General features: G+C 60.2%; 18 protein-coding genes. 4 read left to right on the top strand and 14 right to left on the bottom strand.

All coding sequences use genetic code 11. The features are described 5' to 3' along the window. Nucleotides 1-15: 15 nt before the first annotated feature. Complete coding sequence (gene prfB / locus J3T93_RS01205) at nucleotides 16-1149, bottom strand: peptide chain release factor 2 (RefSeq protein ID WP_267399562.1); 1134 nt, start codon at nucleotides 1147-1149, stop codon at nucleotides 16-18. Nucleotides 1150-1256: 107 nt separating this feature from the next. Further along, complete coding sequence (locus J3T93_RS01200) at nucleotides 1257-1388, bottom strand: hypothetical protein (protein WP_267399561.1); 132 nt, start codon at nucleotides 1386-1388, stop codon at nucleotides 1257-1259. Between the two features lie 146 nt (nucleotides 1389-1534). Between J3T93_RS01200 and dapD the strand changes: the two genes are divergently transcribed. After that, complete coding sequence (dapD, locus tag J3T93_RS01195) at nucleotides 1535-2494, top strand: 2,3,4,5-tetrahydropyridine-2,6-dicarboxylate N-succinyltransferase (protein ID WP_267430221.1); 960 nt, start codon at nucleotides 1535-1537, stop codon at nucleotides 2492-2494. A 19-nt stretch (nucleotides 2495-2513) separates the two neighbouring features. On the opposite strand, the gene J3T93_RS01190 is transcribed toward dapD, so the two are convergent. The 3 genes from J3T93_RS01190 to J3T93_RS01180 all read right to left on the bottom strand — a co-directional run bounded on the left by J3T93_RS01190 (nucleotide 2514) and on the right by J3T93_RS01180 (nucleotide 5707). Then, nucleotides 2514-3803 carry a citrate synthase gene (locus J3T93_RS01190; protein WP_267430220.1) on the bottom strand — a complete coding sequence of 430 codons (1290 nt, stop codon included), beginning with the start codon at nucleotides 3801-3803 and terminating at the stop codon, nucleotides 2514-2516. Between the two features lie 325 nt (nucleotides 3804-4128). Further along, nucleotides 4129-4905: a type I methionyl aminopeptidase gene (gene map / locus J3T93_RS01185; RefSeq protein ID WP_267430219.1), complete on the bottom strand. Its 777-nt coding sequence runs from the start codon at nucleotides 4903-4905 to the stop codon at nucleotides 4129-4131. 103 nt (nucleotides 4906-5008) lie between these two features. Then, nucleotides 5009-5707, bottom strand: coding sequence for an HdeD family acid-resistance protein (locus J3T93_RS01180; RefSeq protein WP_267399556.1), 699 nt, complete (start codon nucleotides 5705-5707; stop codon nucleotides 5009-5011). A gap of 176 nt (nucleotides 5708-5883) precedes the next feature. On the opposite strand from J3T93_RS01180, the gene J3T93_RS01175 reads away from it, so the two are divergent. Beyond that, nucleotides 5884-7977 (top strand): M13 family metallopeptidase, encoded by a 2094-nt coding sequence (locus J3T93_RS01175; RefSeq protein WP_267430218.1) that lies wholly within the window; start codon nucleotides 5884-5886, stop codon nucleotides 7975-7977. Nucleotides 7978-8096: 119 nt separating this feature from the next. On the opposite strand, the gene J3T93_RS01170 is transcribed toward J3T93_RS01175, so the two are convergent. Beyond that, a complete protein-coding gene (locus J3T93_RS01170; protein WP_267399553.1) occupies nucleotides 8097-8606 on the bottom strand; it encodes a single-stranded DNA-binding protein in 510 nt (169 codons plus the stop codon). 371 nt (nucleotides 8607-8977) lie between these two features. On the opposite strand from J3T93_RS01170, the gene J3T93_RS01165 reads away from it, so the two are divergent. After that, nucleotides 8978-9832, top strand: coding sequence for an exodeoxyribonuclease III (locus tag J3T93_RS01165; protein WP_267430217.1), 855 nt, complete (start codon nucleotides 8978-8980; stop codon nucleotides 9830-9832). A 115-nt stretch (nucleotides 9833-9947) separates the two neighbouring features. Here J3T93_RS01165 and J3T93_RS01160 read toward each other — a convergent pair whose 3' ends face one another. Next, a complete protein-coding gene (locus tag J3T93_RS01160; RefSeq protein ID WP_267430216.1) occupies nucleotides 9948-11762 on the bottom strand; it encodes a proline--tRNA ligase in 1815 nt (604 codons plus the stop codon). 225 nt (nucleotides 11763-11987) lie between these two features. Here J3T93_RS01160 and J3T93_RS01155 point away from each other — a divergent pair, with 225 nt between their 5' ends. Continuing rightward, complete coding sequence (locus tag J3T93_RS01155; protein ID WP_267430215.1) at nucleotides 11988-12521, top strand: GNAT family N-acetyltransferase; 534 nt, start codon at nucleotides 11988-11990, stop codon at nucleotides 12519-12521. On the opposite strand, the gene J3T93_RS01150 is transcribed toward J3T93_RS01155, so the two are convergent. From J3T93_RS01150 to prfA, 7 genes are all read right to left on the bottom strand, one after another. Then, nucleotides 12479-13885, bottom strand: coding sequence for a PIF1 family DEAD/DEAH box helicase (locus J3T93_RS01150; protein ID WP_267430214.1), 1407 nt, complete (start codon nucleotides 13883-13885; stop codon nucleotides 12479-12481). The genes J3T93_RS01155 and J3T93_RS01150 overlap by 43 nt on opposite strands. A 40-nt stretch (nucleotides 13886-13925) precedes the next feature. Further along, nucleotides 13926-14627: an oligoribonuclease gene (gene orn, locus J3T93_RS01145; RefSeq protein ID WP_220236176.1), complete on the bottom strand. Its 702-nt coding sequence runs from the start codon at nucleotides 14625-14627 to the stop codon at nucleotides 13926-13928. A gap of 194 nt (nucleotides 14628-14821) precedes the next feature. Next, nucleotides 14822-16369, bottom strand: a complete 1548-nt coding sequence (gene guaB, locus J3T93_RS01140) for an IMP dehydrogenase (RefSeq protein ID WP_220236177.1) — start codon at nucleotides 16367-16369, stop codon at nucleotides 14822-14824. A 66-nt stretch (nucleotides 16370-16435) separates the two neighbouring features. Beyond that, nucleotides 16436-17626, bottom strand: coding sequence for an MraY family glycosyltransferase (locus J3T93_RS01135; RefSeq protein WP_267430213.1), 1191 nt, complete (start codon nucleotides 17624-17626; stop codon nucleotides 16436-16438). Further along, nucleotides 17623-18282: an L-threonylcarbamoyladenylate synthase gene (locus tag J3T93_RS01130; protein WP_220237448.1), complete on the bottom strand. Its 660-nt coding sequence runs from the start codon at nucleotides 18280-18282 to the stop codon at nucleotides 17623-17625. The genes J3T93_RS01135 and J3T93_RS01130 overlap by 4 nt, the downstream gene beginning before the upstream one ends. 52 nt (nucleotides 18283-18334) lie before the next feature. Next, nucleotides 18335-19318, bottom strand: a complete 984-nt coding sequence (gene prmC / locus J3T93_RS01125) for a peptide chain release factor N(5)-glutamine methyltransferase (RefSeq protein WP_267430212.1) — start codon at nucleotides 19316-19318, stop codon at nucleotides 18335-18337. After that, a complete protein-coding gene (gene prfA / locus J3T93_RS01120; RefSeq protein WP_267399543.1) occupies nucleotides 19315-20403 on the bottom strand; it encodes a peptide chain release factor 1 in 1089 nt (362 codons plus the stop codon). Before prfA ends, prmC begins: the two co-directional genes overlap by 4 nt. Between the last annotated feature and the right edge of the window lie 32 nt (nucleotides 20404-20435).

The following is a 20435-nucleotide window of genomic DNA, read 5'->3' as shown; positions in this document are numbered from 1 at the left end:
AGGCCGAGCACAGGTTTATTTGCTGGCTTCCTCCTCACGGGCCTGAACCCGCTGCTGATGCCGCCAACGGATACCGGCCTCTATGAAGGCATCGATGTTGCCGTCGAAAACACCCTGGGTATCCGAAGTCTCGTATCCGGTGCGCAGGTCCTTGACCATCTGGTAGGGATGCAGCACATATGAGCGCATCTGATCCCCCCAGCTGGCCTTGATGTCGCCGGCCAGCTCCTTCTTCTTCTTGGCCTCTTCTTCGTGCCGCAGAACCAGTAGGCGGGACTGCAAAACGGCCATAGCAGCCGCACGGTTCTGGATCTGGCTGCGCTCATCCTGCATGGTGACCACGATGTTGGTCGGCAAATGGGTGATACGCACGGCCGAATAGGTGGTATTGACACCCTGACCGCCGGGACCGGAGGAGCAGTAGGTGTCCACTCGGATATCCGAGTCGGGGATGTCGATGTGGTCAGTGGGTTCCACCAGAGGGATGACCTCGACAGCGGCGAAAGAAGTCTGCCGCCTGCCCTGGTTGTCAAAGGGCGAAATCCTCACCAGACGGTGAGTGCCGCCCTCCACAGACAGCCGACCGTAAGCATAGGGGGCATCCACCTGGAAGGTGGCCGACTTGATGCCGGCCTCCTCTGCATAGGAGGTGTCCATGACCTTGGTGGAGAAGCCGTGCCGCTCAGCCCACCTTATATACATGCGCAGGAGCATCTGGGCCCAGTCGGCCGCGTCCACCCCACCGGCACCAGAACGAATGGTGACCACGGCGGCGCGCTCGTCGTACTCCCCGTCCAGCAGGGTCTGGATCTCCATGTCAGCCAGGTCGGACCTCAACGAGTCGATCTCCTTGCGGGCCTCCACCAGGGTGTCCTGGTCATGCTCCTCCTGACCCAACTCCTCCAGAGCCTGGACATCCTCCAGCCGGGAGGATGCGGACTCCAGATGCTTGAGCTGGGATTGCAGGGCTGAGAGCCTGCTGGTCACCTTCTGAGCATTCTCCTGATCATCCCAGAGTCCGGGCGCACTGGCCTGACGCTCCAGATCCGCAATCCGCGAGCGCAAACCCTCCGGGTCCAGCGCCTTGGAAATCATCTCGTACTTGGCCTTGGCCTGCTCCAATGCTTGAGCAAAATCCATCTCTGCCATACCGTCTCACCGCTTTCCAGACCGGCTCCTTACGAGTCAGCCGCCGTCTTCATTGCCATTTGCCTGTGCCTGTGACGGCCGGATTCCCGCCGACCGGACGGATCGGGTCAAAGGCCGCTGAAAATGGCGGGGATGATAAGACTGGCCAGCAAAGCCACGGCAATGACCAGGCAGACCGCCCTGGCTGTATTGCGGCGCCGACGCTCCCGGCGCTCACGCTCATGACTGTAGGCACTCATAGTTGATAATTTTACCTATCGGCTGCGACCTGGCTGGCGACCACCCAGAGCCGACTGTCGGACGGACCGTCTGTGTTTGAGCGTCGAGCGGTTTATCCTGTAAGACAACCTATGTCAATATGACTGCACAGCCAGAAGGAGGAACGATGAGCACAGCACGCACCGCATGGGGTTGGGGCCTGGCCAGCCAGGATGAGCAGGGCCGGATCCTGGACGTCTGGTACCCCAAGGCCGAGATCTCGACACCGCCGACCCCGGCGAACCGTCCCAACCACGACTTTGGCGACCAAGTCAACAACCAGCCCGACGCCCGCGGCATCCGAAAGGTTCCGGTCTTCACTGTGGCCGATTTGGATGGCCCAATAACCAATGCAGCCGACGCCTATCTGCGGCTTCATCTGCTCAGCATGCGCCTGACCCCTCCCAACAGCATGAACCTGGACGGGATCTTCGAACAGCTCAACACGGTGGTCTGGACCAACTACGGACCCTTCGCCGTGGAGGACTTCGCCCTGCGCAGGTCAGCGGTCATGGCTACAACCAGCCGGTCCATGCCGGGCATCCCGGTGACACAGGTAACGGTGCTGAGCGTGGACAAGTTCCCCCGCATGGTGGATTACGTGGTTCCCGAGGGGGTCCGCATCGGCAACGCCGACCGGATTCGGCTCGGCGCCCATCTGGCTCCGGGAACGACGGTCATGCATGAGGGCTTCGTCAACTTCAACGCTGGAACTCTGGGCCACTCCATGGTCGAAGGCCGGATCTCCCAGGGAGTCGTAGTCGGCGACGGTTCAGACATCGGTGGCGGTGCCTCCATCATGGGCACCCTGTCCGGCGGAGGCCGCCACCGGGTCTCCATTGGTCAGCACTCCTTGCTGGGGGCCAACGCCGGCATCGGCATCTCCCTAGGCGACGACTGCGTGGTTGAAGCCGGACTCTATGTCACCGCCGGTACCAAGATCGGCCTGGGCGACCAGGAGGTCAAGGGGGCGGAACTCAGCGGAAGGGATCATCTGCTCTTCATCCGCGACTCCCGCACGGGCCAGGTCAGAGCCCTGCCCCGCAAGAAGGGGATCGAGCTGAACGAGCGGCTGCACGCCAACTGAGCCCAGGCGGACATAGGACTCAGCGCTCTCCTATAGGCAGGTAGTCACGTGGTCCCTGACCGGTATAGACCTGCCTGGGTCGACCTATTTTCGTGTCGGGATCGTCCAGCATCTCCCGGTACTGGGCGATCCATCCGGGGATGCGACCCAAGGCGAAGAGCGTGGTGAACATCTCCGGGTCGAAGCCGATGGCGCGGTAGATAAGCCCGGTGTAAAAATCCACATTGGGATAGAGGTGCCGCTCGACGAAGTAGTCGTCATGCAGGGCCAGGTCCTCAAGCTCCAAGGCCACGTCGAAGAGTTCTGCATCCTCAGCATTCCTATCCTGGTCGGGCTCGTCCATGAGCTTGTATAGCCACTGCTTGGCTATTGCCGCGCGCGGGTCATAGGACTTATAGACCCGGTGGCCCAGACCTGCAATTTTCCGCCCCTCGCTCTTGGCCTGGTCCACATAGCCTCGCACACCCAGACCGGAATCCCGTATGCTCTTCAGCTGGCGCAGCACAGCCTCGTTGGCGCCGCCGTGCAGGGGGCCTGAAAGTGTATTGATGCCGGCAGCCACTGCCGAATACAGATTGGCCCTGGCCGATCCGGCAATCCTGACCACAGAGGTGGAGCAGTTCTGCTCATGGTCGGCATGGATAATCAGAAGCTTGTCGAGGGCCTGCACCTTGAGAGAATCGGCCTGATAAGGCTGGTAAGGCATGGCGAAGCTCATTCTCAGGAAGTCCTCCACATAGCCCCAGTTCCTGTCCGGGTAGAGCAGGGGCTGGTCGCGACGACGACGGTGGATCAGGGAGACGATAGTACGCACCTTAGCCATGATGATGGCGCTGGCCTCATCCAACTGCTCGGGATCGTCTACGTCACAAGTGTCCGGATGAAAGCCAGCAAGAGCGTTGACCGCCGCAGCCAGCACACTCATGGGATGAGCCTGGCGAGGGAAGGACGAGAGCAGATGACGGAAGTCCTCCCCTACGACCGTGTGACCCAGAACATGGCTGCGGAACCGCTTGTACTGCTCGGCATCAGGCAGTTCGCCATGGGACAGCAGCCAGGCCACTTCGAGGAAATTGGACTGGGCGCACAAGTCCTCTATGGCATAGCCCCTGTAGCGCAGTATGGACCGCTTGCCGTCAATGAAGGTTATTCCTGAAACGCATTGAGCCGTGGTCTGGAAGCCGGGATCGAGCGTGACCCAGCCGTCATTGCGCAGGGAGGAGACCAGAATGCCGTCGGGCCCCTCGGTGGCGCGAACCAATGGCAGATCAACCTGGTCGGAACCGATGGACAACCGTGCTGTAGACACCACGCACCTCCTGTCAATCAACCAGTGAGGTGCCAATGAGAGTCGACGGCCATGCCAGATCTGGCTACCGGCACCTGTACCGGCGTGGAATTGCCGATATGCTAACAGAAACAATCACGACTTCGATTACCGGCTTGTAACCGCAAGCAGGAATCCGTCCGTCCCTGGTCACGACCTGCGAGCCTAAGGCAGGGCCGTCTGCCTTCCCGCACCAGCCTGCAAGTAACAATTCCAAGGAAGAAAGGACGGCATCAGACAAGGGACCGAGGAACATCCACATTGTGGACATTCCTCGGCCCCTTATATAGTCCTGACAGCCCTCGAATCAGTCCCTGGTCGTCAGAATGACAGGTCCCTGCTCGGTGATGGCAATGGTGTGCTCGCTGTGGGCACCGCGCGATCCATCTGCAGAACGCAGGGTCCATCCATCCTTGGGATCCTGATAAATCTGATCGGTGGTCGCCAGGAACCAAGGCTCAATGGCGATGACCAGACCGGGGCGCAGCTTGTAACCGTGATGAGGAGTGCCATCGTTGGGCACATGGGGATCGCCATGCATGATCCGCCCTACCCCGTGGCCGCCGAACTCCAGGTTGACGCTGTATCCGTTTTCGTGGGCAACCTGACCGACCGCAGCGGAGATGTCACCCAGGCGGTTGCCAGGCTGAGCCTGGGCGATGCCCGCTTTCAAAGCCTCTTCAGTGGTCCGAATCAGCCGCAGATCCTCTGGATCGGCATGCTCGCCCACCACGAAGCTAATGGCTGAGTCGCCCACCCATCCGTCCACGTTGATGGCCAGATCCAGGGAAAGCAGGTCGCCGTCCTTAAGGTTGTAGTCATGAGGCACCCCATGCAGAACGGCATCGTTGACGGATAGGCAGATGTAGTGGGCGAAGGGTCCAGTACCGAAATCAGGCGCATAATCCACGTAACAGGAGGTGGCTCCCTTGCGGGAGTTGATCCTGTCCTTGACGTAGTCGTCCAGCTCCAGGAGGTTGACCCCAGGTTTGCTCATGGCCTTGAGCTCCTTGAGGATGCTGCCGACTAACCTACCCGCCGGCTTCATCTGTTCGATCTCCTGCTTGGTTTTGAGCTCGATCATCCTCTGCGTCCTTTCATGATTGGTGCCCGCAGGTGCCATCCCTTGGGATCCTGCCCAAGTACTACCTCTCAGTATTATCGGGTCAGTCGGACGAGTCCGGCTCTCAGTTCCGGCCGAAGGTGAAGGCCCTGATAATAGAGACGACTCCCAGCACCAGAAGAGCGCACCCGCTGAAAATAACCAGGAAGATGACGGAGCTCAACGGGTAGACCATGACGATGATCCCGGCAATGATGGAGACGATGCCCGAGAAAATGGCCCAGCCTGAATGCGGGAGCCCCCAGGAGGCGGCCAGACTCATTACGCCCTCCATGATCCAGCTGATGCCCACGATGATGGTGACCAGCAGGGTCAGCGCTGAAGCGGACAGGGCCGTGTTCCTCACAATCACGATGCCGCCGACAGCGATCAGAGCGCCAAAGAGGACGCCTAGCACACGCCAACCGCCTGGAAGTCCCTTGGTCACGATGGAGGTAGCCAGACGGACCACGCCGGAGATGATGAAGTAGATGCCCAGCACCACAGTCACGGCGATCAGGGTCTTGTCCGGCCTGAGCAGAAGGGCCAGGCCCAGGATGACTCCAATCACGCCCATGACACCCATGATGACGCGGATGGCCCTCAGGGTTCTGAATCCCAGATCCTCGGCAATCATGGAGAAAGGATCCATCCGTGGCGGGCGCCCCTGATAGCCGGGGTACTGCCCATACTGACCATAATTATTCTGGTATTGGCCGCCATTCTGCCCAGAATCCTGACCACCGTACTGGTTGGGCTGACCGCCCTGCATGGGATCCGTCATACCGTCCTCTTTCTCTCGCTCAGGGCAGCCTATGGCCCGCCCCGTTACCGTCTTTCAAGTGTAAATCACCAACGGAGGCAATCGCGGCTTTTCCCTTCGGCGGATGATTCGCCGGTCCGCCGATCTCCGGTGACCACAGGGCATGGCATGTCACCAAAGATGGCTAGGCTTGTGGCATGGCACAATCTACTGAATCCACGACCTCCTCCGGACTCGATCCGGCCTCCTTCTCTTCGGTCATTCGGCCACAAGACGACCTTTTTCGCTTTGTCAACGGCCCCTGGATCGACACCTACAGTCTGCCCGAGGACCGCTCCCGGTTCGGCTCCTTCGACAAGCTTGCCGAGGATGCCGAGGCACAGATCCACGAAATCCTTGAGGATCCGGAATCCACGGCCGTCAAGTCGGCCCTGCTCTATCGCAGCTTCCTGGACACCGACGCCATCGAGGCGGCGGGAATGGAACCCATCCGCCCCGACCTGCAGGCCATTGATGCTGTGCCCGACAAGAAGGCGTTGACCAGCCTGCTCGGCCGACTCAATCCGACTGGCGGCCCCGATCTGTTCGGTATCGCCATCTATGGCGATCCAGGCAACGCCGGCGTCAACGTAGCTCATATGGAGCAGGCCGGGCTGGGACTCCCCGACGAGGCCTACTACCGGGACAAGAGCTACGCTCCAGTCCGCCAGGCCTACACCGACATGGTCGCCTCATTGCTCAGGCTCTCCGGCTACGCCGACGACCAGGAGGATGCTCACAAACAGGCGGAGTCCTTCCTTGAGGTCGAGACGCGCATAGCGGCACGCCACTGGGACAACGTATCCACCCGAGATGAGGATCGCACCTACAATCCCACCACCCTGGCTGACCTGGAGTCAACGCTCGCCGATTTCGATCTGCACACCTGGATCGAATCCTGGCAGAGAGCCTATGCCTCCAGCCCTGTCGCCAATATGCAGCCGGTCGATCTGAGCACGGCCCTGTCCAGGACCATCGTGCACGAACCCTCCTTCCTGCAGGGTTTGAACGAGCTATGGAAGACCAGCGACCTGGAGGATCTGAAACTTTGGGCCCGCGTGCACACCCTGATCGAGTGGGCAGGTCTGCTCAGCAGCGACTTCGATCAGGCTAGGTTCGACTTCTACGGCAAGGTCCTTTCAGGCACGACCAAGATGCGGGACCGCTGGAAACGAGCCGTCTCCCTGGTCAACGGCATTTGCGGCGAGGAGGTCGGACGCGAATATGTGCGCCGGCACTTCCCTGCCTCCAGCAAGGCCCGCATGGAGGCATTGGTCTCAGATCTGATCGACGCCTACCGGGTCTCCATCACATCCAGTGACTGGCTGGGCGAACAGACCAAGGTCAAGGCTCTGGCCAAGCTGGACAAATTCTCGCCCAAGATCGGCTACACCGAACACTGGCGCGACTATACGGCCCTGGCTGTGGACGAAAAGCTGGGTCTGGTCGACAACGTGCGGCGGGCCAACCTCTACGAGTCCGGCTACCAGTTCGGCAAGGCCGGGCAGCCTGTGGACAAGGAAGAGTGGCTAATGAACCCTCAGACGGTCAACGCCTACTACGAGCCCACTCTGAACGTCATCGTCTTCCCCGCAGCTATCCTGCAGCCGCCCTTCTTCAACCCCGAAGCCGATGATGCCGTCAACTACGGAGGCATCGGGTCGGTCATCGGCCACGAGATCGGCCATGGATTCGACGACCAGGGTTCCAAGTACGACGGCGACGGACGTCTGCAAGACTGGTGGACCCCGCAGGACCGTGAGAACTTCGAGCAGCGGACCAAGGCGCTCATCGAACAGTACAACGGGTTCGTGCCCCAACAACTTGCCGAGAAGTACGCCGACAAGCCCGAGCAAGCACCTCATGTCAATGGGGCGCTGACCATCGGCGAGAACATCGGAGACCTGGGAGGCGTCAACATCGCCATCAAGGCCTACGCCCTCTCCTTGCAGAAGCGGCAGGGCGGCACAGCAGGGACAGACGATGTGGCCATGGACCAGGCGCTGGCCTCGGCTCCGGTCATGGACGGCTACACCGGCCTGCAGCGGTTCTTCCTGTCCTATGCCTCCATCTGGAGGACCAAGAACAGGGATCAGCTGGCTGAACAGTATTTGCAGATTGATCCCCACTCCCCTGCTGAATTCCGCACCAACGGCATCGTCAGGAATGTGGATCGCTTCTATCAGGCCTTCGGCATCACCGCTGACGACGGCATGTGGCTGGAACCCGAGGCAAGGGTCAAGATTTGGTAAGCCTGTTCTGATTGAAATCATCGGTTGACGGTTTCAATCAGCCTGTTGACCAAGGCGGGATGTCGACTGGAATCAGCCGGCCTCCCGCCTTCGTCCTGCTCGGCCGAAACAACCTTTGCTCATCCAGCATTGGAAGCCCCCACTGGTGTCCGCTTGGCTGCAGATGACACCGATGATGCTGGGGCGGTTTCAGAGGGTGAAGATGTCAGCGGAGTGGTCCAAGGATTCGCACCGGCGGCCCCCTCATCGATGGGCGCAGTACCCGATCGGATCCTGGTGAAGGTATCCTGTCCCCTGGCCAGGTCGTGACCGATGCCATCCGCTACCAAGACCAGACTGCTATGCGGCTGGCCGTCGCTGGTCCACTCCTCCGTAACCAAGGATCCCGTCACCATGACCGGATCGCCCTTGTGCAGACAGGCCAGAGCATTAACCGCCAGGGTCCTGAAAGCCTTGACTGTCAGCCAGGTGGTGGATTTTCGTTTCCATACGCCAGCCGCAGCATCGTAATAAGCCGGCGTAGAGCCAAGCCTGAAGGAACAGACTGGTGTGGTTCCCGGCTGTCCCAGACGGGCTGGCTGGGTTCCCATAAAGCCGAAGACGGTCGTTTTTATTTCGTTGATGGACATATCGGAACCTCTCTGTCGATGTCATGAATCCGGCGCTGTAAACCCACCGGTCGATTGCTCATTGCGTGGCGGTGAAGCCGTCCGACGGAGAATCCCTAGCCAGAGCGCGGATAATCGGAGCGGGGGAAGGGACTGGCCCCGGCCAGGGACCCTCCGTCGAACGGTGAATCCATCCTGCCTCCGCGCACGTCCCCGCACCTGACCCGAAAGTCATTGTGGCCGAATGAGCTCGGTCTGTTTCGCGTGGTGGACAACCCTGCCCATGGCTGGTTTGGCAATACCTCTTTCACTGCGCAAGGGCATCGAAACATTGGTCCTGGGCTAAACTGTGAGAGCAGATATATCGGCACGGTTTGGAAGGACCCGCAGTCATGGTTCACACGCTGGTCAGTTGGAACATCGATTCGCTCAACGCCGCCCTGTTGGGCAAGAGCAGCCGCAGCGCCCTCTCCCTGAAGGTGGTGGAGACCATCCGGGATCTGGACCCCGATGTCGTAGCCATTCAGGAGACCAAACTCAACGGTGACCAGAAGAAATCCGCGGGCATCCTTAAGGCGCTCATGCGCCACTTCCCCGATTACCATGAGGTGGACCGTCGCTCCGAGGCTCCGGCCCGCACAGGCTACGCAGGCACGCTCATGCTCTACCGCAAGAGCCTGCCAGAACCTACCGTGACCCGCCCCCGCATCGGAGCTCCAGACACCATGGACGACGAGGGCCGCATGCTCACCCTGGAGTTCCCGGACTGCTTCGTCACCACGGTCTACACTCCCAATTCCGGATCGGGACTGGTCAGGCTCAAGCCGCGCGGCATCTGGGACGATTGCTATCGTCACTACCTGAAGGAACTGGATGCCCGCAAGCCGGTCCTGGCCTGTGGCGACTTCAATGTGGCCCACGAGGAGATCGACATCGCCAACCCGGCCTCCAACCACCATTCCGCCGGCTTCACCGACCAGGAGCGCGAGAAGTTCGGCCTTCTGCTGGATGCAGGCTTCACCGACACCTTCCGTAAGATTCATGGCGATGCCGCAGGCTTCTACAACGACCACCGCAGCGTCTACACCTGGTTCGCCCAGCGGGCCCCGAAGAGCAAGATCAACAACTCCGGCTGGCGCATCGACTACTGGCTGACCTCCAACCGGATCGCTGACCAGGTCAGTACCAGCGAACCCGTGGACACCGGCGAGCGCCAGGATCACCTGCCCATTCTGCTCCGCATCTGACCGGATAGATTCCTGACCCCAAAGCAATACAACCAAGAGGTGGAGCCTTGGTCACATCATGGTGTGACCAAGGCTCCACCTCTCTATAGTGCACTATGAGTGCGGCATGCATACCCTACTGCAGGGCTGCAATCCGATCCACGATCGTCTGAGCGGCCTCATCAGCAGGAACAGCTTGCGCATCCGAGCCGTCGCGGTTGCGGATCTCAATAGTGCCGTTGGCGATGGTGTCGCGACCGGCAATAGCGACCAAGGGCACCCCAATCAACTCTGCATCCTTGAACTTGACCCCCGGAGACACCTTGGGCCGGTCATCGTAGAGAACTTCAACGCCACGGTCCTCCAGGCCGGCAACCAGCTTCTCAGCAGCATCGAAGGCCTCCTGCTTCTTGCCGGTGGCCACCACATGAACCGCGGCAGGAGCTACAGCCTTGGGCCAGGCCAGACCTTTATCGTCGTGATGCATCTCGGCGATGCAGGCCAGCACGCGGGAGATGCCGATGCCGTAGCAGCCCATCCAGACCGGCACCGCTTTGCCGTTGCGGTCCAGGACCTTCAACCCCAGCGCGTCAGAGTATTTCAGTCCGAGCTGGAAGACCTGGCCTATCTCCACGCCACGCTCGAAGCTGAGCGGCCCTGATCCGTCAGGGCTCATGTCCCCGTGACGGACCTCGGCTGCCTCCACCACTCCGTCAGCTCGGAAGTCGCGCCCATAGACCGCATTGGCCAGATGCACGCCTTGGGCATCAGCCCCGGTCACCCAGGCTGAGCCAGGGGCCACATGGGCGTCGAGGAAGTAGCGGATATGGGCTGCGGACTCGGTGTCCGAACGCTGAGGGCCCAGAACACGAGGACCAATGTATCCCTTGACCAGCTCGTGGTGAGCAGCCAGGTCAGCCTCACTGGCTTCCTCGATCTCGGCCGGGGCGAACTGGGCCTCCAGCCGCTTCATATCCACCTGACGGTCGCCCGGCAGGCCAACGGCCACCAGCTCCCGCCAGCCATCGGGATGGTCATCATCCGCAGGGTGATTGACGGCCACAATCAGGTTCTTCAGAGTATCGGCAGCGGTCCAGTCACGGCCGTCCTCACGAGGATGCAGCTGGTTGAACCGCTCCACCAGAGTGTCGATAGTAGTCGAGTCGGGAGTTTCCAGCTCCTGCATAACCGGGGTCTCAGCGTAGTCGACGGAATCGGGACGCGGTGTGGTCAGCGCCTCCACGTTCCATGCCTTCCCCGAGGGCGCCAGAGCAAAGGTGTCCTCGCCTATGGGCAGCGGAGCCAGGAATTCCTCGGACTCGGATCCCCCCATAGGCCCGGAAACCGCGTGGACGATCACGTAATTGACTCCCAGACGCTTGAAAATTCGCTCATAGGCGCCGCGCTCATCCTGGTAGGCCTTCTTCAGCCCCTCCTCGTCCACGGTGAAGGAATAAGCGTCCTTCATGATGAACTCGCGACCCCTGATCAGCCCGGCGCGGGGACGGAACTCGTCGCGGTACTTGGTCTGGATCTGGTAGAGAACAACCGGTAGGTCCTTGTATGAGGAGTACATGTCCTTGACCAAAAGGGTGAACATTTCCTCGTGGGTGGGAGCCAGCAAATAATCAGCGCCGTGCCTGTCCTGTAGGCGGAAGAGATTCTCGCCGTACTCCTCCCAGCGGTGGGTGGCCTCGTAGGGCTCACGAGGCAGCAGGGCCGGGAAGTGGACCTCCTGGGCACCAATGCCATTAATCTCCTCCTGGACCACAGCCTGGACCTTGTCAAGGACCTTCAGACCCAAGGGCAGCCAGGTGAAAATGCCAGGAGCCACCTTGCGGACGTATCCGGCCCGCTGCAGGAGTTTGGCCGAGTCCACATCGGCGTCGGCCGGATCCTCCCTGAGGGTCCGCAGAAAGAGGGTTGACATGCGCATGGCTTTGGTTCTCATACCTCCCAAAGATATGCGCGCAAAGGGACAAGCAGCCATTGAGGATGCCACATGACAATTCGCAAAAACCGAAACAAAAGCCAGACAGCACATACAGGAAAGGTCGGTAAATCCGCAGCCTGACATCTGGCATCTATCTAGCTCTATCCCTCCTCCATAAGGACAGCCAAGATATGATAGTTGTACAAACAGGTTTTCTGATTTACTAGGATAAGGCGGGCACCTATGTCTTCAGAGCCGGGTGTGACCATCCAGACCTTTACCAACCTCGACGCAGAGCACTTGACGCTACTCCTGGAGGCCGATCCCTCAGAACGGATAATTCGTGACGTTTTCACCCATTCCCGCGCCTATGAAATCCATACGGGACAAGCTCTGACCGGTGTCATGCTGCTTGTCAGACCAAACACGGATACCGTGGAAATTGCCGATATCAGTGTGGACCGCGCTTATCGCAGACAGGGGCTTGGAAGTAGATTAATAGACCGAGCCAAGATGGAGACTGTCAGGCTGGGCCTGAGAAGACTGGAAGTCGGCACCGGATCCACCAGTTTTGGGGCCCTTTGCTTCTACCAGACATGCGGGTTTCGCATGGACCGCATTGAACGGAATTATTTTGCGAGAACGGAATCAACCTTAGAGACATGGTTCGCCTGTCATGGCGTCTCGAACTACCCAAATAACCATACCGGGCCAAGACCGATAAGGACGACCTATCAGAAAAGCTGGTCCTGGCTGAATTCGTCTTCTGGTTCCTGACCGACGGCCCGCTTGGTGAAGGACTCAGAACCCTCATCCTTCAGACGGGCACAAGCCGCCCTGGACTCGGCCCTCAAACCAGTATCCAGAACGACGGCATCGGGAGAGACCAGGAAGGCGTGCTCATTGATGCCCGTCAGGTAGAGCCCATCCAGACTTTCCACACGGGAGAGGGCCACGTAGCCCATCCCTGGCGCGAAGGTCCGTCTCAGGTCCATGACTGCCCTGTCCAAGGTCATCCCCTGGGACTTGTGGATAGTGATCCCCCATGCGCAGCGAAGGGGAACCTGATTGACGGCGGCCAAGACCGTATCCCCATCCATAGTCTCCCAGGCGGCCGGCTTCATAGTGACCAGATTGCCATTCTGGAAGGAGACAATCGGCCATCCCCCCTTGGCCGAGCTGGTGAATCCGCTGACTGTGCCTATGGAGCCGTTGACATATTGATGATCCTGGTCGTTGCGCAGAGCCATGACCGCCGCTCCGGTCTTCAGGGCCAGATCCTCGGGGGCCAGCATGTTCTTCTTCAGCCGCTCAACCAGCCTTGTCTCGCCCCGGGATGTGGCCTGGTAATGGTGGGCCTCTTCGTCGATGGAGGCCAGGCGCTGGTCATTCAACGTGTCGGCCTGCTTGTTGACCGGGAAGAGGTGGACTGCGACCTGTCCAGGAGCAGGCACTGCGCCGACTCGGGCAGCCAGGACCTCATGGTCCTCCTGGGTGACGCCGCCCTCCCTGATATCAGTCAGGACGGTCAACAGCTGACCATCGTCCTGGCGATGCTGCTCAGTCAGATAACAGATGACGGGGTCCAGTTCCCGCCAGACCAGTGATTCGGTAACGAACCCGTCCGGATCCTTGCCAACCTGAGCATAGCGTTCCCGGGCAGCCTGGAATTCGGGGCTGGGCAGTATCCCTGCAGCTCGGTTGGACCGGGTCACCGGCGGCAGCTGGAAGAAATCCCCGGAAAGGACCACTTGGATCCCTCCGAAAGGCTCGGGGCTGTGGCGAACAGCCTGACAGGCCTGGTCCACCATGTCGAAGAGCCAGGCGTGCATCATGGAGACCTCGTCGATGACCAGGATGTCGGTGCCTTCAATCTGCCTGCGACGACGGGTCTTGATCCGCTTCAAGAGCGATTCCGTCATACAGGTGGCGATTCCCACACCGCTCCAGGAGTGGATAGTCTGGCCGTTGATGTGCGTAGCGGCAATTCCGGTCGAGGCTGTCACCGCCACAACCGCTCCGGCCTGCCGGGCCTGGTGGACGAACTCGTTGAGCACAAAAGTCTTGCCTGACCCTGGGGCACCTGTGATGAAGGCATTGGCCCCCGCACTCAATATGGTCAAGGCTTCGGATTGTTGCATGCTTCCATGGTGCCACGTCAGAGGTACATGGCCACGCCTGTCAGTAGTCGGTCTTCTCAGGCTTATTGGCATCCTCGACAGGATTGCCGGACTCTTCGTAATGGCGCAGAAGACTGGTCTGCTCGATCTGTTCCGCTCCGGCCTTGGACTGGGCCTGATCAGGTCCGGGGGCAGGAACAAAGAACATGGAGCGGTAGTAGCGCAGTTCGTCCATGGACTCGATGATGTCGGCCAGGGCCCTGTGACCGCCATGCTTGGCCGGCTTGTTCTTGTAGACGTCCGGGTACCAGCGGCGCGACAGCTCCTTGAGGGTGCTCACGTCAATGACCCGGTAGTGCAGAAGATTCATCAAGTCGGGCATGTACCTGTCAAGGAACTTCTTATCAGAACCCACCGAGTTGCCTGCCAGATGAGCCTTGCCGTTCTTGGGCAAGAAGGGCTTGACGTACTCGATCACCTGACGCTGGGCATCCTCCAGGTCAAGGCCGGTCTTCATCTCCTCGATCAGGCCGGAGGAGGTATGCATCTTCCTGACGAAATCCCCCATATGGTCCAGGGCCGCCTGGGAGGGCTTGATGACCAGATCGATGCCCTTGTCCAGGACCTTCATGTTGAAGTCGGTGGGAACCACGGAGACCTCGCACAGCTCGTCATGGAAGATATCCAGACCGGTCATCTCGCAGTCTATCCAGATCATGCGGGATTCCTCCGCAGTGAAGGTCAGTTCATTCTTATCGCTCATCTGTATGCCTTTCAGATCCGGGTTGCTGCCCGGGTCGTTCCTTCCGCCGCCTTGGGCGGAACGTTACAAGATACCGCCAGCACGTGACCGGCGGAGTGCTCGCCAGCACAACCGACCGGACCATGACTGACTTGAGATAAGCAATCGGCGCAGGTCATGATGAGACCCTGCGCCGATCACCTGCCTATGTAGGCTCAGTTGTGGAAGCCTGAGTAGTTGGGGGCCTCCTTGGTCATGACGATGTCATGGGGATGCGATTCACGCAGACCAGCATCGGTGATCCGAATGAACCTGCCCTTGCGCTGCAGCTCGGGGATGGTGCGGGCACCGGTGTAGAACATGGTCTGGTGCAGGCCGCCGACCAGCTCGTAGAGCACATAGTTGAGCGGACCGCGATAGGGCACCTCGCCCTCGACACCCTCTGGCACAACCTTGTCGGAGCTTGTCACGTCGGCCTGGAAGTAGCGGTCCTTGGAGTAGCTCTTCTTGCCGCGCGGGGCCATAGCGCCGAGCGATCCCATACCCCGATAGACCTTGTACTGCTTGCCATGCAGGAGGACCTTCTCGCCAGGGGCTTCCTCGGTACCTGCCAGCAGACCCCCCAGCATGACCGAATCGGCTCCCGCCACGACGGCCTTGGCGATGTCTCCCGAGTAATGAATTCCGCCATCGGCCACCAGAGGGATGCCGGCAGGACGGCAGGCCAGCGCGGCATCGTAGACGGCAGTCAGCTGGGGCACGCCCACGCCAGCAACCACGCGAGTGGTGCAGATGGAGCCGGGGCCCACGCCGACCTTGACCGCGTCAACACCAGCATCGATCAGAGCCTGGGCACCTTCGCGGGTGGCCACGTTGCCGCCGATCACATCCACATGGTCGAAGGCATGATCAGCCTTGATCCTGCGAATCATGTCCAGCATGAGCTTGGCATGACCATGCGCGGTGTCCACGACCAGAACGTCAACCCCGGCATCGGCTAGAGCGGTGATGCGCTGCCAGGCATCACCGAAGAAACCGACGGCCGCAGCCACACGCAACCGGCCACGCTCGTCCTTGGTCGCCTCGGGGTACTGCTCGGTCTTGACGAAGTCCTTGACGGTGATCAGCCCGGTCAGCTTGCCCTCGTCATCAACCAGGGGAAGCTTCTCCACCTTGTACTTGGCCAGAAGCTGGTGGGCATCTTCCTTGGTGATGTCGGACGGACCGGTGATCAGATGGTCCTTGGTCATAATGTCGCTGACCTTAAGCCGGTCGAAGTCAGCAGGATTGACAAAACGCATATCACGGTTGGTGATGATGCCCACCAGCCGCTGCCGACGATCCACCACGGGCAGACCGGAGACCTTGTAGGTGGAGCAAAGCTTGTCCAGGTCGGTCAGTGTGGCATCTGGCGTGACAGTCAGGGGGTCGGAGATCATGCCGGACTCGGACCGCTTGACGATGTCGACCTGATTGGCCTGATCTTCGATGCTGAGATTGCGGTGGAGGACGCCGATGCCGCCGTTGCGGGCCATAGCCACGGCCATGGTAGCCTCGGTGACCGTGTCCATGGCAGCCGAGAGGACCGGGGACTTCATGGTGATGTTCCGAGTCAGCCGGGTGGTGGTATCCACCTCGGAGGGAATGACATCGGATTCGTTGGGCAGCAGGAGGACGTCATCATAGGCCAGACCAATTTTCTGGAAGGCGTCGGGCAGTTGAGTGTAGGAGGAGGGTTCGCTTTGTGGGTTTTCCTTAGCCATAGCACCATGCTACAAGTGCTTCTTGACCGTTAACGGTACCGTGTTCGCACTATTTCATCCAGTGAATTAATCGCCCTCATCTTTATCATGGCGGCTCTTGCGATGCCAGGGCGGTCTGGCCACATGCTGCGAGCCTTGGTCAGCGAGAAGTGCGTTCTCGCGCCTGATTTCGGGAAGTCGACGACGGTAGTAGGGGTAGAGGGTGGCGAAGGTCAGCAGTATGGCGGCCAGGACCAGACCAATCAGGACATATCGCAGACGGAAGAATAGAATAAAGAGCGAACCGAAGGCGATCAGTGCGGCCCAGCCCCAGAGAATAAGGACCGCGGAACGAACCGTGTGACCTATGCGCAACATGCGATGGTGCAGGTGCATGCGGTCGGGGTGCATGGGTGATTGCCCATGGCTGAGCCTTCGGATGATGGCCAGACACATGTCCAGAACAGGCAGGAAAAGCACCAGGATGGGCAGAAGAATGGGCATGAATGCCGGCAGATAGATGCTGGCATGAATAGTTGCCGGATCCAGCCGACCGGTGACCACGATGGAGGCGCAGGTAATCAGGTATCCCAGCAGCATGGATCCTGAGTCTCCCATGAAAAGCTTGGCTGGATGCCAGTTGTGCAGGAGGAATCCCACGCAAATGCCCACCATTGCCACGTCGATCAGGGTGGCCAAAGAGGCGTAGTCGGGCGAGATGCGGGCGATTATATAGGAGTAGATGGCGAAGGCGATGCCCCCGATGGCCACGATGCCTGCAGCCAGGCCGTCCAGTCCATCCACAAAGTTGACCGCATTGATGGAGGCCACGATCAGGAATGCCGTTATGGCCATGGACAGGCTGGGCGATGCCGCCACCAAGGATCCCAGAGGCAGGGAGATGATCTGGATACCGCCCCAGGAGACGAAGACCGAAATCAGCAGCTGGCCGGCCAGCTTAAGCATCCAGTCCAGGTCCCAAAGATCGTCGGCTATGCCCAGCAGGCAGATGGCTACGGCCCCAGCCAGGATAACCCAAGCCTGATGCCCGGACTGGAAGAGGCCCGTGATGAATGGGATGCGGGAGGCAAAGCACATGGCTACGGCAAATCCGATCAGCATGCCCAAGCCGCCCATCCGAGGGGTGGGCACCTTATGTACGTCGCGAGCGCGGACCACGCCTACGGCGCCAACCCGGATGGCGAGATGACGAATCATGGGCATGACCAGCCAGGTGGCCCCGCCAGCGATGGCAGCAATGAACAAATATACCCTCACTGGCCCTCCCCTCCGCTGGACCGGCCCGACAGAAGAGCACGGACCCGGGCCTCGCCGATTACGCCCTGCCGCAACACATGCATCCCATCAGGATCAGTCTTGTCGGCTTCCACCACTGTGCTGGCCACTGAGCCAGGGGTCGGTCCCCCGTCCAGGTAAAGGTCGACGCTATCACCAAGCTCGGCTCTGGCCTGCTGCACGGTCTCCACGCTGGGATTCCCCGATCGGTTGGCGCTAGAAGCGGCCAAAGGTCCAGTCACCTGCAGGAGCGCCCGACAGATAGGAGAATCGGGTACTCTGACGGCCTGGGTGGAGCCATCGGGCTCCATTCTAGGGGTGCGCAGAGGGCAGGATTGCCCCACTTGGGCAATAGGCGAAAAAGGACCCGGCAACAAGGCGTCAGCCAGGCGATCAAGAGGGGCAGGCAGGCTAAGATCCAACCGGTCCATGGCCTCGACCCCATCCAGCAACACCTGAATGGACTTGGTTCTGGGACGATGCTTGGCCTGGAAGAGCCTATCGATGGCCGCATCATTGCATGGATCACAGACGATGCCATAGACCGTGTCGGTAGGAATGACCGCCAGCCCTCCGGCAGCCACCACCTGGGCCAGCAACTGCGGCGACCGGCTGTCATAGGTCATCACCCGGCTCATACCCTGCATCACGACCTCTCGGTTCGACATGTTCATGTGACCAGCTACTAATCTATCCCAGGACCAAGGCAGGTCGCCAGGATGCATGGACTGGCCGTCGGGCTGTCAGGTAGCGGTCTCGACCAGCCAGGTCCTGATGAGTGCGTGCCTGAACAAATCCCCGCTCCAGTGCAGCAGCAACCATGGCCGGCCCCTGGGAGGCATCATGCTCCATGACCAGCAGACCACCGGGGGCCAGCAAAACCATGGCCTTGTCCAGAATGCGGAAGGGCAAAAGACACCCGTCAGGTGAACCACCATAGAGGGCCGGGTCAGGATCCCAGTCACGCACCTCGGGTTGGCTAGAAATCGCATCCATGGGGACGTAGGGAGGGTTGCTGATGACCAGATCCACCTTGGCATCCAGATCAGACAGGGTGGCGGGGTCCGTGGCATCAGCCAGCAGCAGCTGATAATCGGACCCAGACTCCCGGATGGCAGCCTCCTGATCGGTGGCGTTCAGCGCACCCCACCGATATGCCTCCTTGTCCACTTCCACGGCCTTAACCTGCGATCCTGGAACCTCGATAGCCAAGGACAGGCCGATGGCCCCGCTGCCAGAACACAGGTCCACTGCCAGTGGATGATTCACTCCGGTCAAGGCCTCCACTCCCGCCTGGACCACCGTTTCGGTCTCAGGACGTGGGATAAAGACCCCCGGCCCCAGGCGAAGATCCAAATAACGGAAGTAGGCGTGGCCAAGAATGTACTGCAGGGGTTCACGTCCGGCTCGCCGCTGCAGATAGGACTGATAACGGTCCAGGGTCGCCCTCCGAAAACCATCAGCCTGTCTGCGCCCGCCTTCATCCGTCAGCAGTTCCTCAGCAGTCCGCTTCAAAAGCAGAGCCTGATCCAGCTGGTGCAGATCGCACCCAAGGGCATCGGCCAGCAGCAGCCTGGCATCATTGAGCGGGGTAGGCACGCCGGCCTGGGCCAGCAGGCGGTGGCCGCTATCAACCAGCCCAGCCAGACTGGTCCCATGCCCCTGTTGATTCACCCCTGCGAAGCCATTCTGCGGGCCTCGTCGGCCTGAATATCAGAGTCGATAACGGCCTGCAGGTCGCCGTCCAACACCTGTTCCAGGTTATAGGCCTTGTAGCCGGTGCGGTGATCCACGATCCGGCTCTCGGGGAAATTGTAGGTCCTGATACGCTCAGACCGATCCAGAGAACGGACCTGGGAATGGCGCATGTCGGCGGCTTGGGCGGCCTCCTCCTCATGCTTCATGGCCAGCAGACGCGACTTGAGCACCCGTAGGGCAGCCTGACGATTCTGTATCTGGGATTTCTCATCCTGCATGGAGACCACAATGCCGGTGGGAATATGGGTCATGCGCACAGCGGAGTATGTGGTGTTGACGGACTGTCCTCCTGGTCCGGAGCTCATGAAGATGTCAATCTTGAGGTCCTTGGGGTCAATCTCGATCTCATTGTCGTCTTCGTCAGCCTCGGGAAAGACAATGACTCCAGCGGCTGAAGTCTGAATGCGACCCTGAGACTCGGTGACGGGGATGCGTTGGACCCGATGAACGCCGCCCTCATACTTGAGCGAGGCCCAGACGCCGTCTGCAGGAGCCACCTGACCGCGAGCACGAATGGCCATCTGGGCATCCTTGACCCCGCCCAGCTGAGTTCGGTTCTCACTCATGATTTCGATGGTCCAACCGCGTTTTTCGGCATAACGCACATACATGCGCATCAGATCGCCAGCGAAGAGGGCCGCCTCCTCGCCGCCGCTGCCAGCCTTGATCTCCATGATCGTATCGCGGCCGTCATCTGGGTCACGCGGAATAAGAGCGGTGCGCAGGGTCTGCTCCAGATCCGGTATGCGGTCTGCCACAGCCTTAGCCTCTTCGGCAAAGCCAGGATCCTCCCGTGCCATCTGTTCGGCCGCCTGGCTGTCTTCCAAGGCGCCTTGATAAGCCTGGTAGGCAGCAACAATGGGAGCGAGCTCGGCGTGTCTGCGACCCAATTTGCGGATCTGCACCGGGTCTGAAGCCGTTTCGGGCTGACTCATCTGCTTTTCCAGGCGACCATACTCCTCGACGGCAGCCACCGCCGCCGGAAACTGCTCCTCGCTCATCTGCACTCTTCCCGTTCGCTCATCCGCATGGT

Source organism: Bifidobacterium sp. B4111 (assembly GCF_026537235.1).
Taxonomy (GTDB): domain Bacteria; phylum Actinomycetota; class Actinomycetes; order Actinomycetales; family Bifidobacteriaceae; genus Bombiscardovia.
Note: the sequence above shows the minus strand (reverse complement) of the source record. Positions and strands in the feature narration are given on the sequence as shown.

What these genes read in the sequence shown, in the direction of transcription:
- prfB (WP_267399562.1), bottom strand. Translation starts at nt 1,149, where the DNA reads ATGGCAGAGATGGATTTTGCTCAAGCATTGGAGCAGGCCAAGGCCAAG.
- guaB (WP_220236177.1), bottom strand. Translation starts at nt 16,369, where the DNA reads ATGGCTAAGGAAAACCCACAAAGCGAACCCTCCTCCTACACTCAACTG.
- J3T93_RS01200 (WP_267399561.1), bottom strand. Translation starts at nt 1,388, where the DNA reads ATGAGTGCCTACAGTCATGAGCGTGAGCGCCGGGAGCGTCGGCGCCGC.
- J3T93_RS01180 (WP_267399556.1), bottom strand. Translation starts at nt 5,707, where the DNA reads ATGACGGATCCCATGCAGGGCGGTCAGCCCAACCAGTACGGTGGTCAG.
- J3T93_RS01165 (WP_267430217.1), top strand. Translation starts at nt 8,978, where the DNA reads ATGGTTCACACGCTGGTCAGTTGGAACATCGATTCGCTCAACGCCGCC.
- J3T93_RS01175 (WP_267430218.1), top strand. Translation starts at nt 5,884, where the DNA reads ATGGCACAATCTACTGAATCCACGACCTCCTCCGGACTCGATCCGGCC.
- J3T93_RS01150 (WP_267430214.1), bottom strand. Translation starts at nt 13,885, where the DNA reads ATGCAACAATCCGAAGCCTTGACCATATTGAGTGCGGGGGCCAATGCC.
- map (WP_267430219.1), bottom strand. Translation starts at nt 4,905, where the DNA reads ATGATCGAGCTCAAAACCAAGCAGGAGATCGAACAGATGAAGCCGGCG.
- orn (WP_220236176.1), bottom strand. Translation starts at nt 14,627, where the DNA reads ATGAGCGATAAGAATGAACTGACCTTCACTGCGGAGGAATCCCGCATG.
- prfA (WP_267399543.1), bottom strand. Translation starts at nt 20,403, where the DNA reads ATGAGCGAGGAGCAGTTTCCGGCGGCGGTGGCTGCCGTCGAGGAGTAT.
- dapD (WP_267430221.1), top strand. Translation starts at nt 1,535, where the DNA reads ATGAGCACAGCACGCACCGCATGGGGTTGGGGCCTGGCCAGCCAGGAT.
- J3T93_RS01130 (WP_220237448.1), bottom strand. Translation starts at nt 18,282, where the DNA reads ATGAGCCGGGTGATGACCTATGACAGCCGGTCGCCGCAGTTGCTGGCC.
- J3T93_RS01160 (WP_267430216.1), bottom strand. Translation starts at nt 11,762, where the DNA reads ATGAGAACCAAAGCCATGCGCATGTCAACCCTCTTTCTGCGGACCCTC.
- J3T93_RS01155 (WP_267430215.1), top strand. Translation starts at nt 11,988, where the DNA reads ATGTCTTCAGAGCCGGGTGTGACCATCCAGACCTTTACCAACCTCGAC.
- J3T93_RS01170 (WP_267399553.1), bottom strand. Translation starts at nt 8,606, where the DNA reads ATGTCCATCAACGAAATAAAAACGACCGTCTTCGGCTTTATGGGAACC.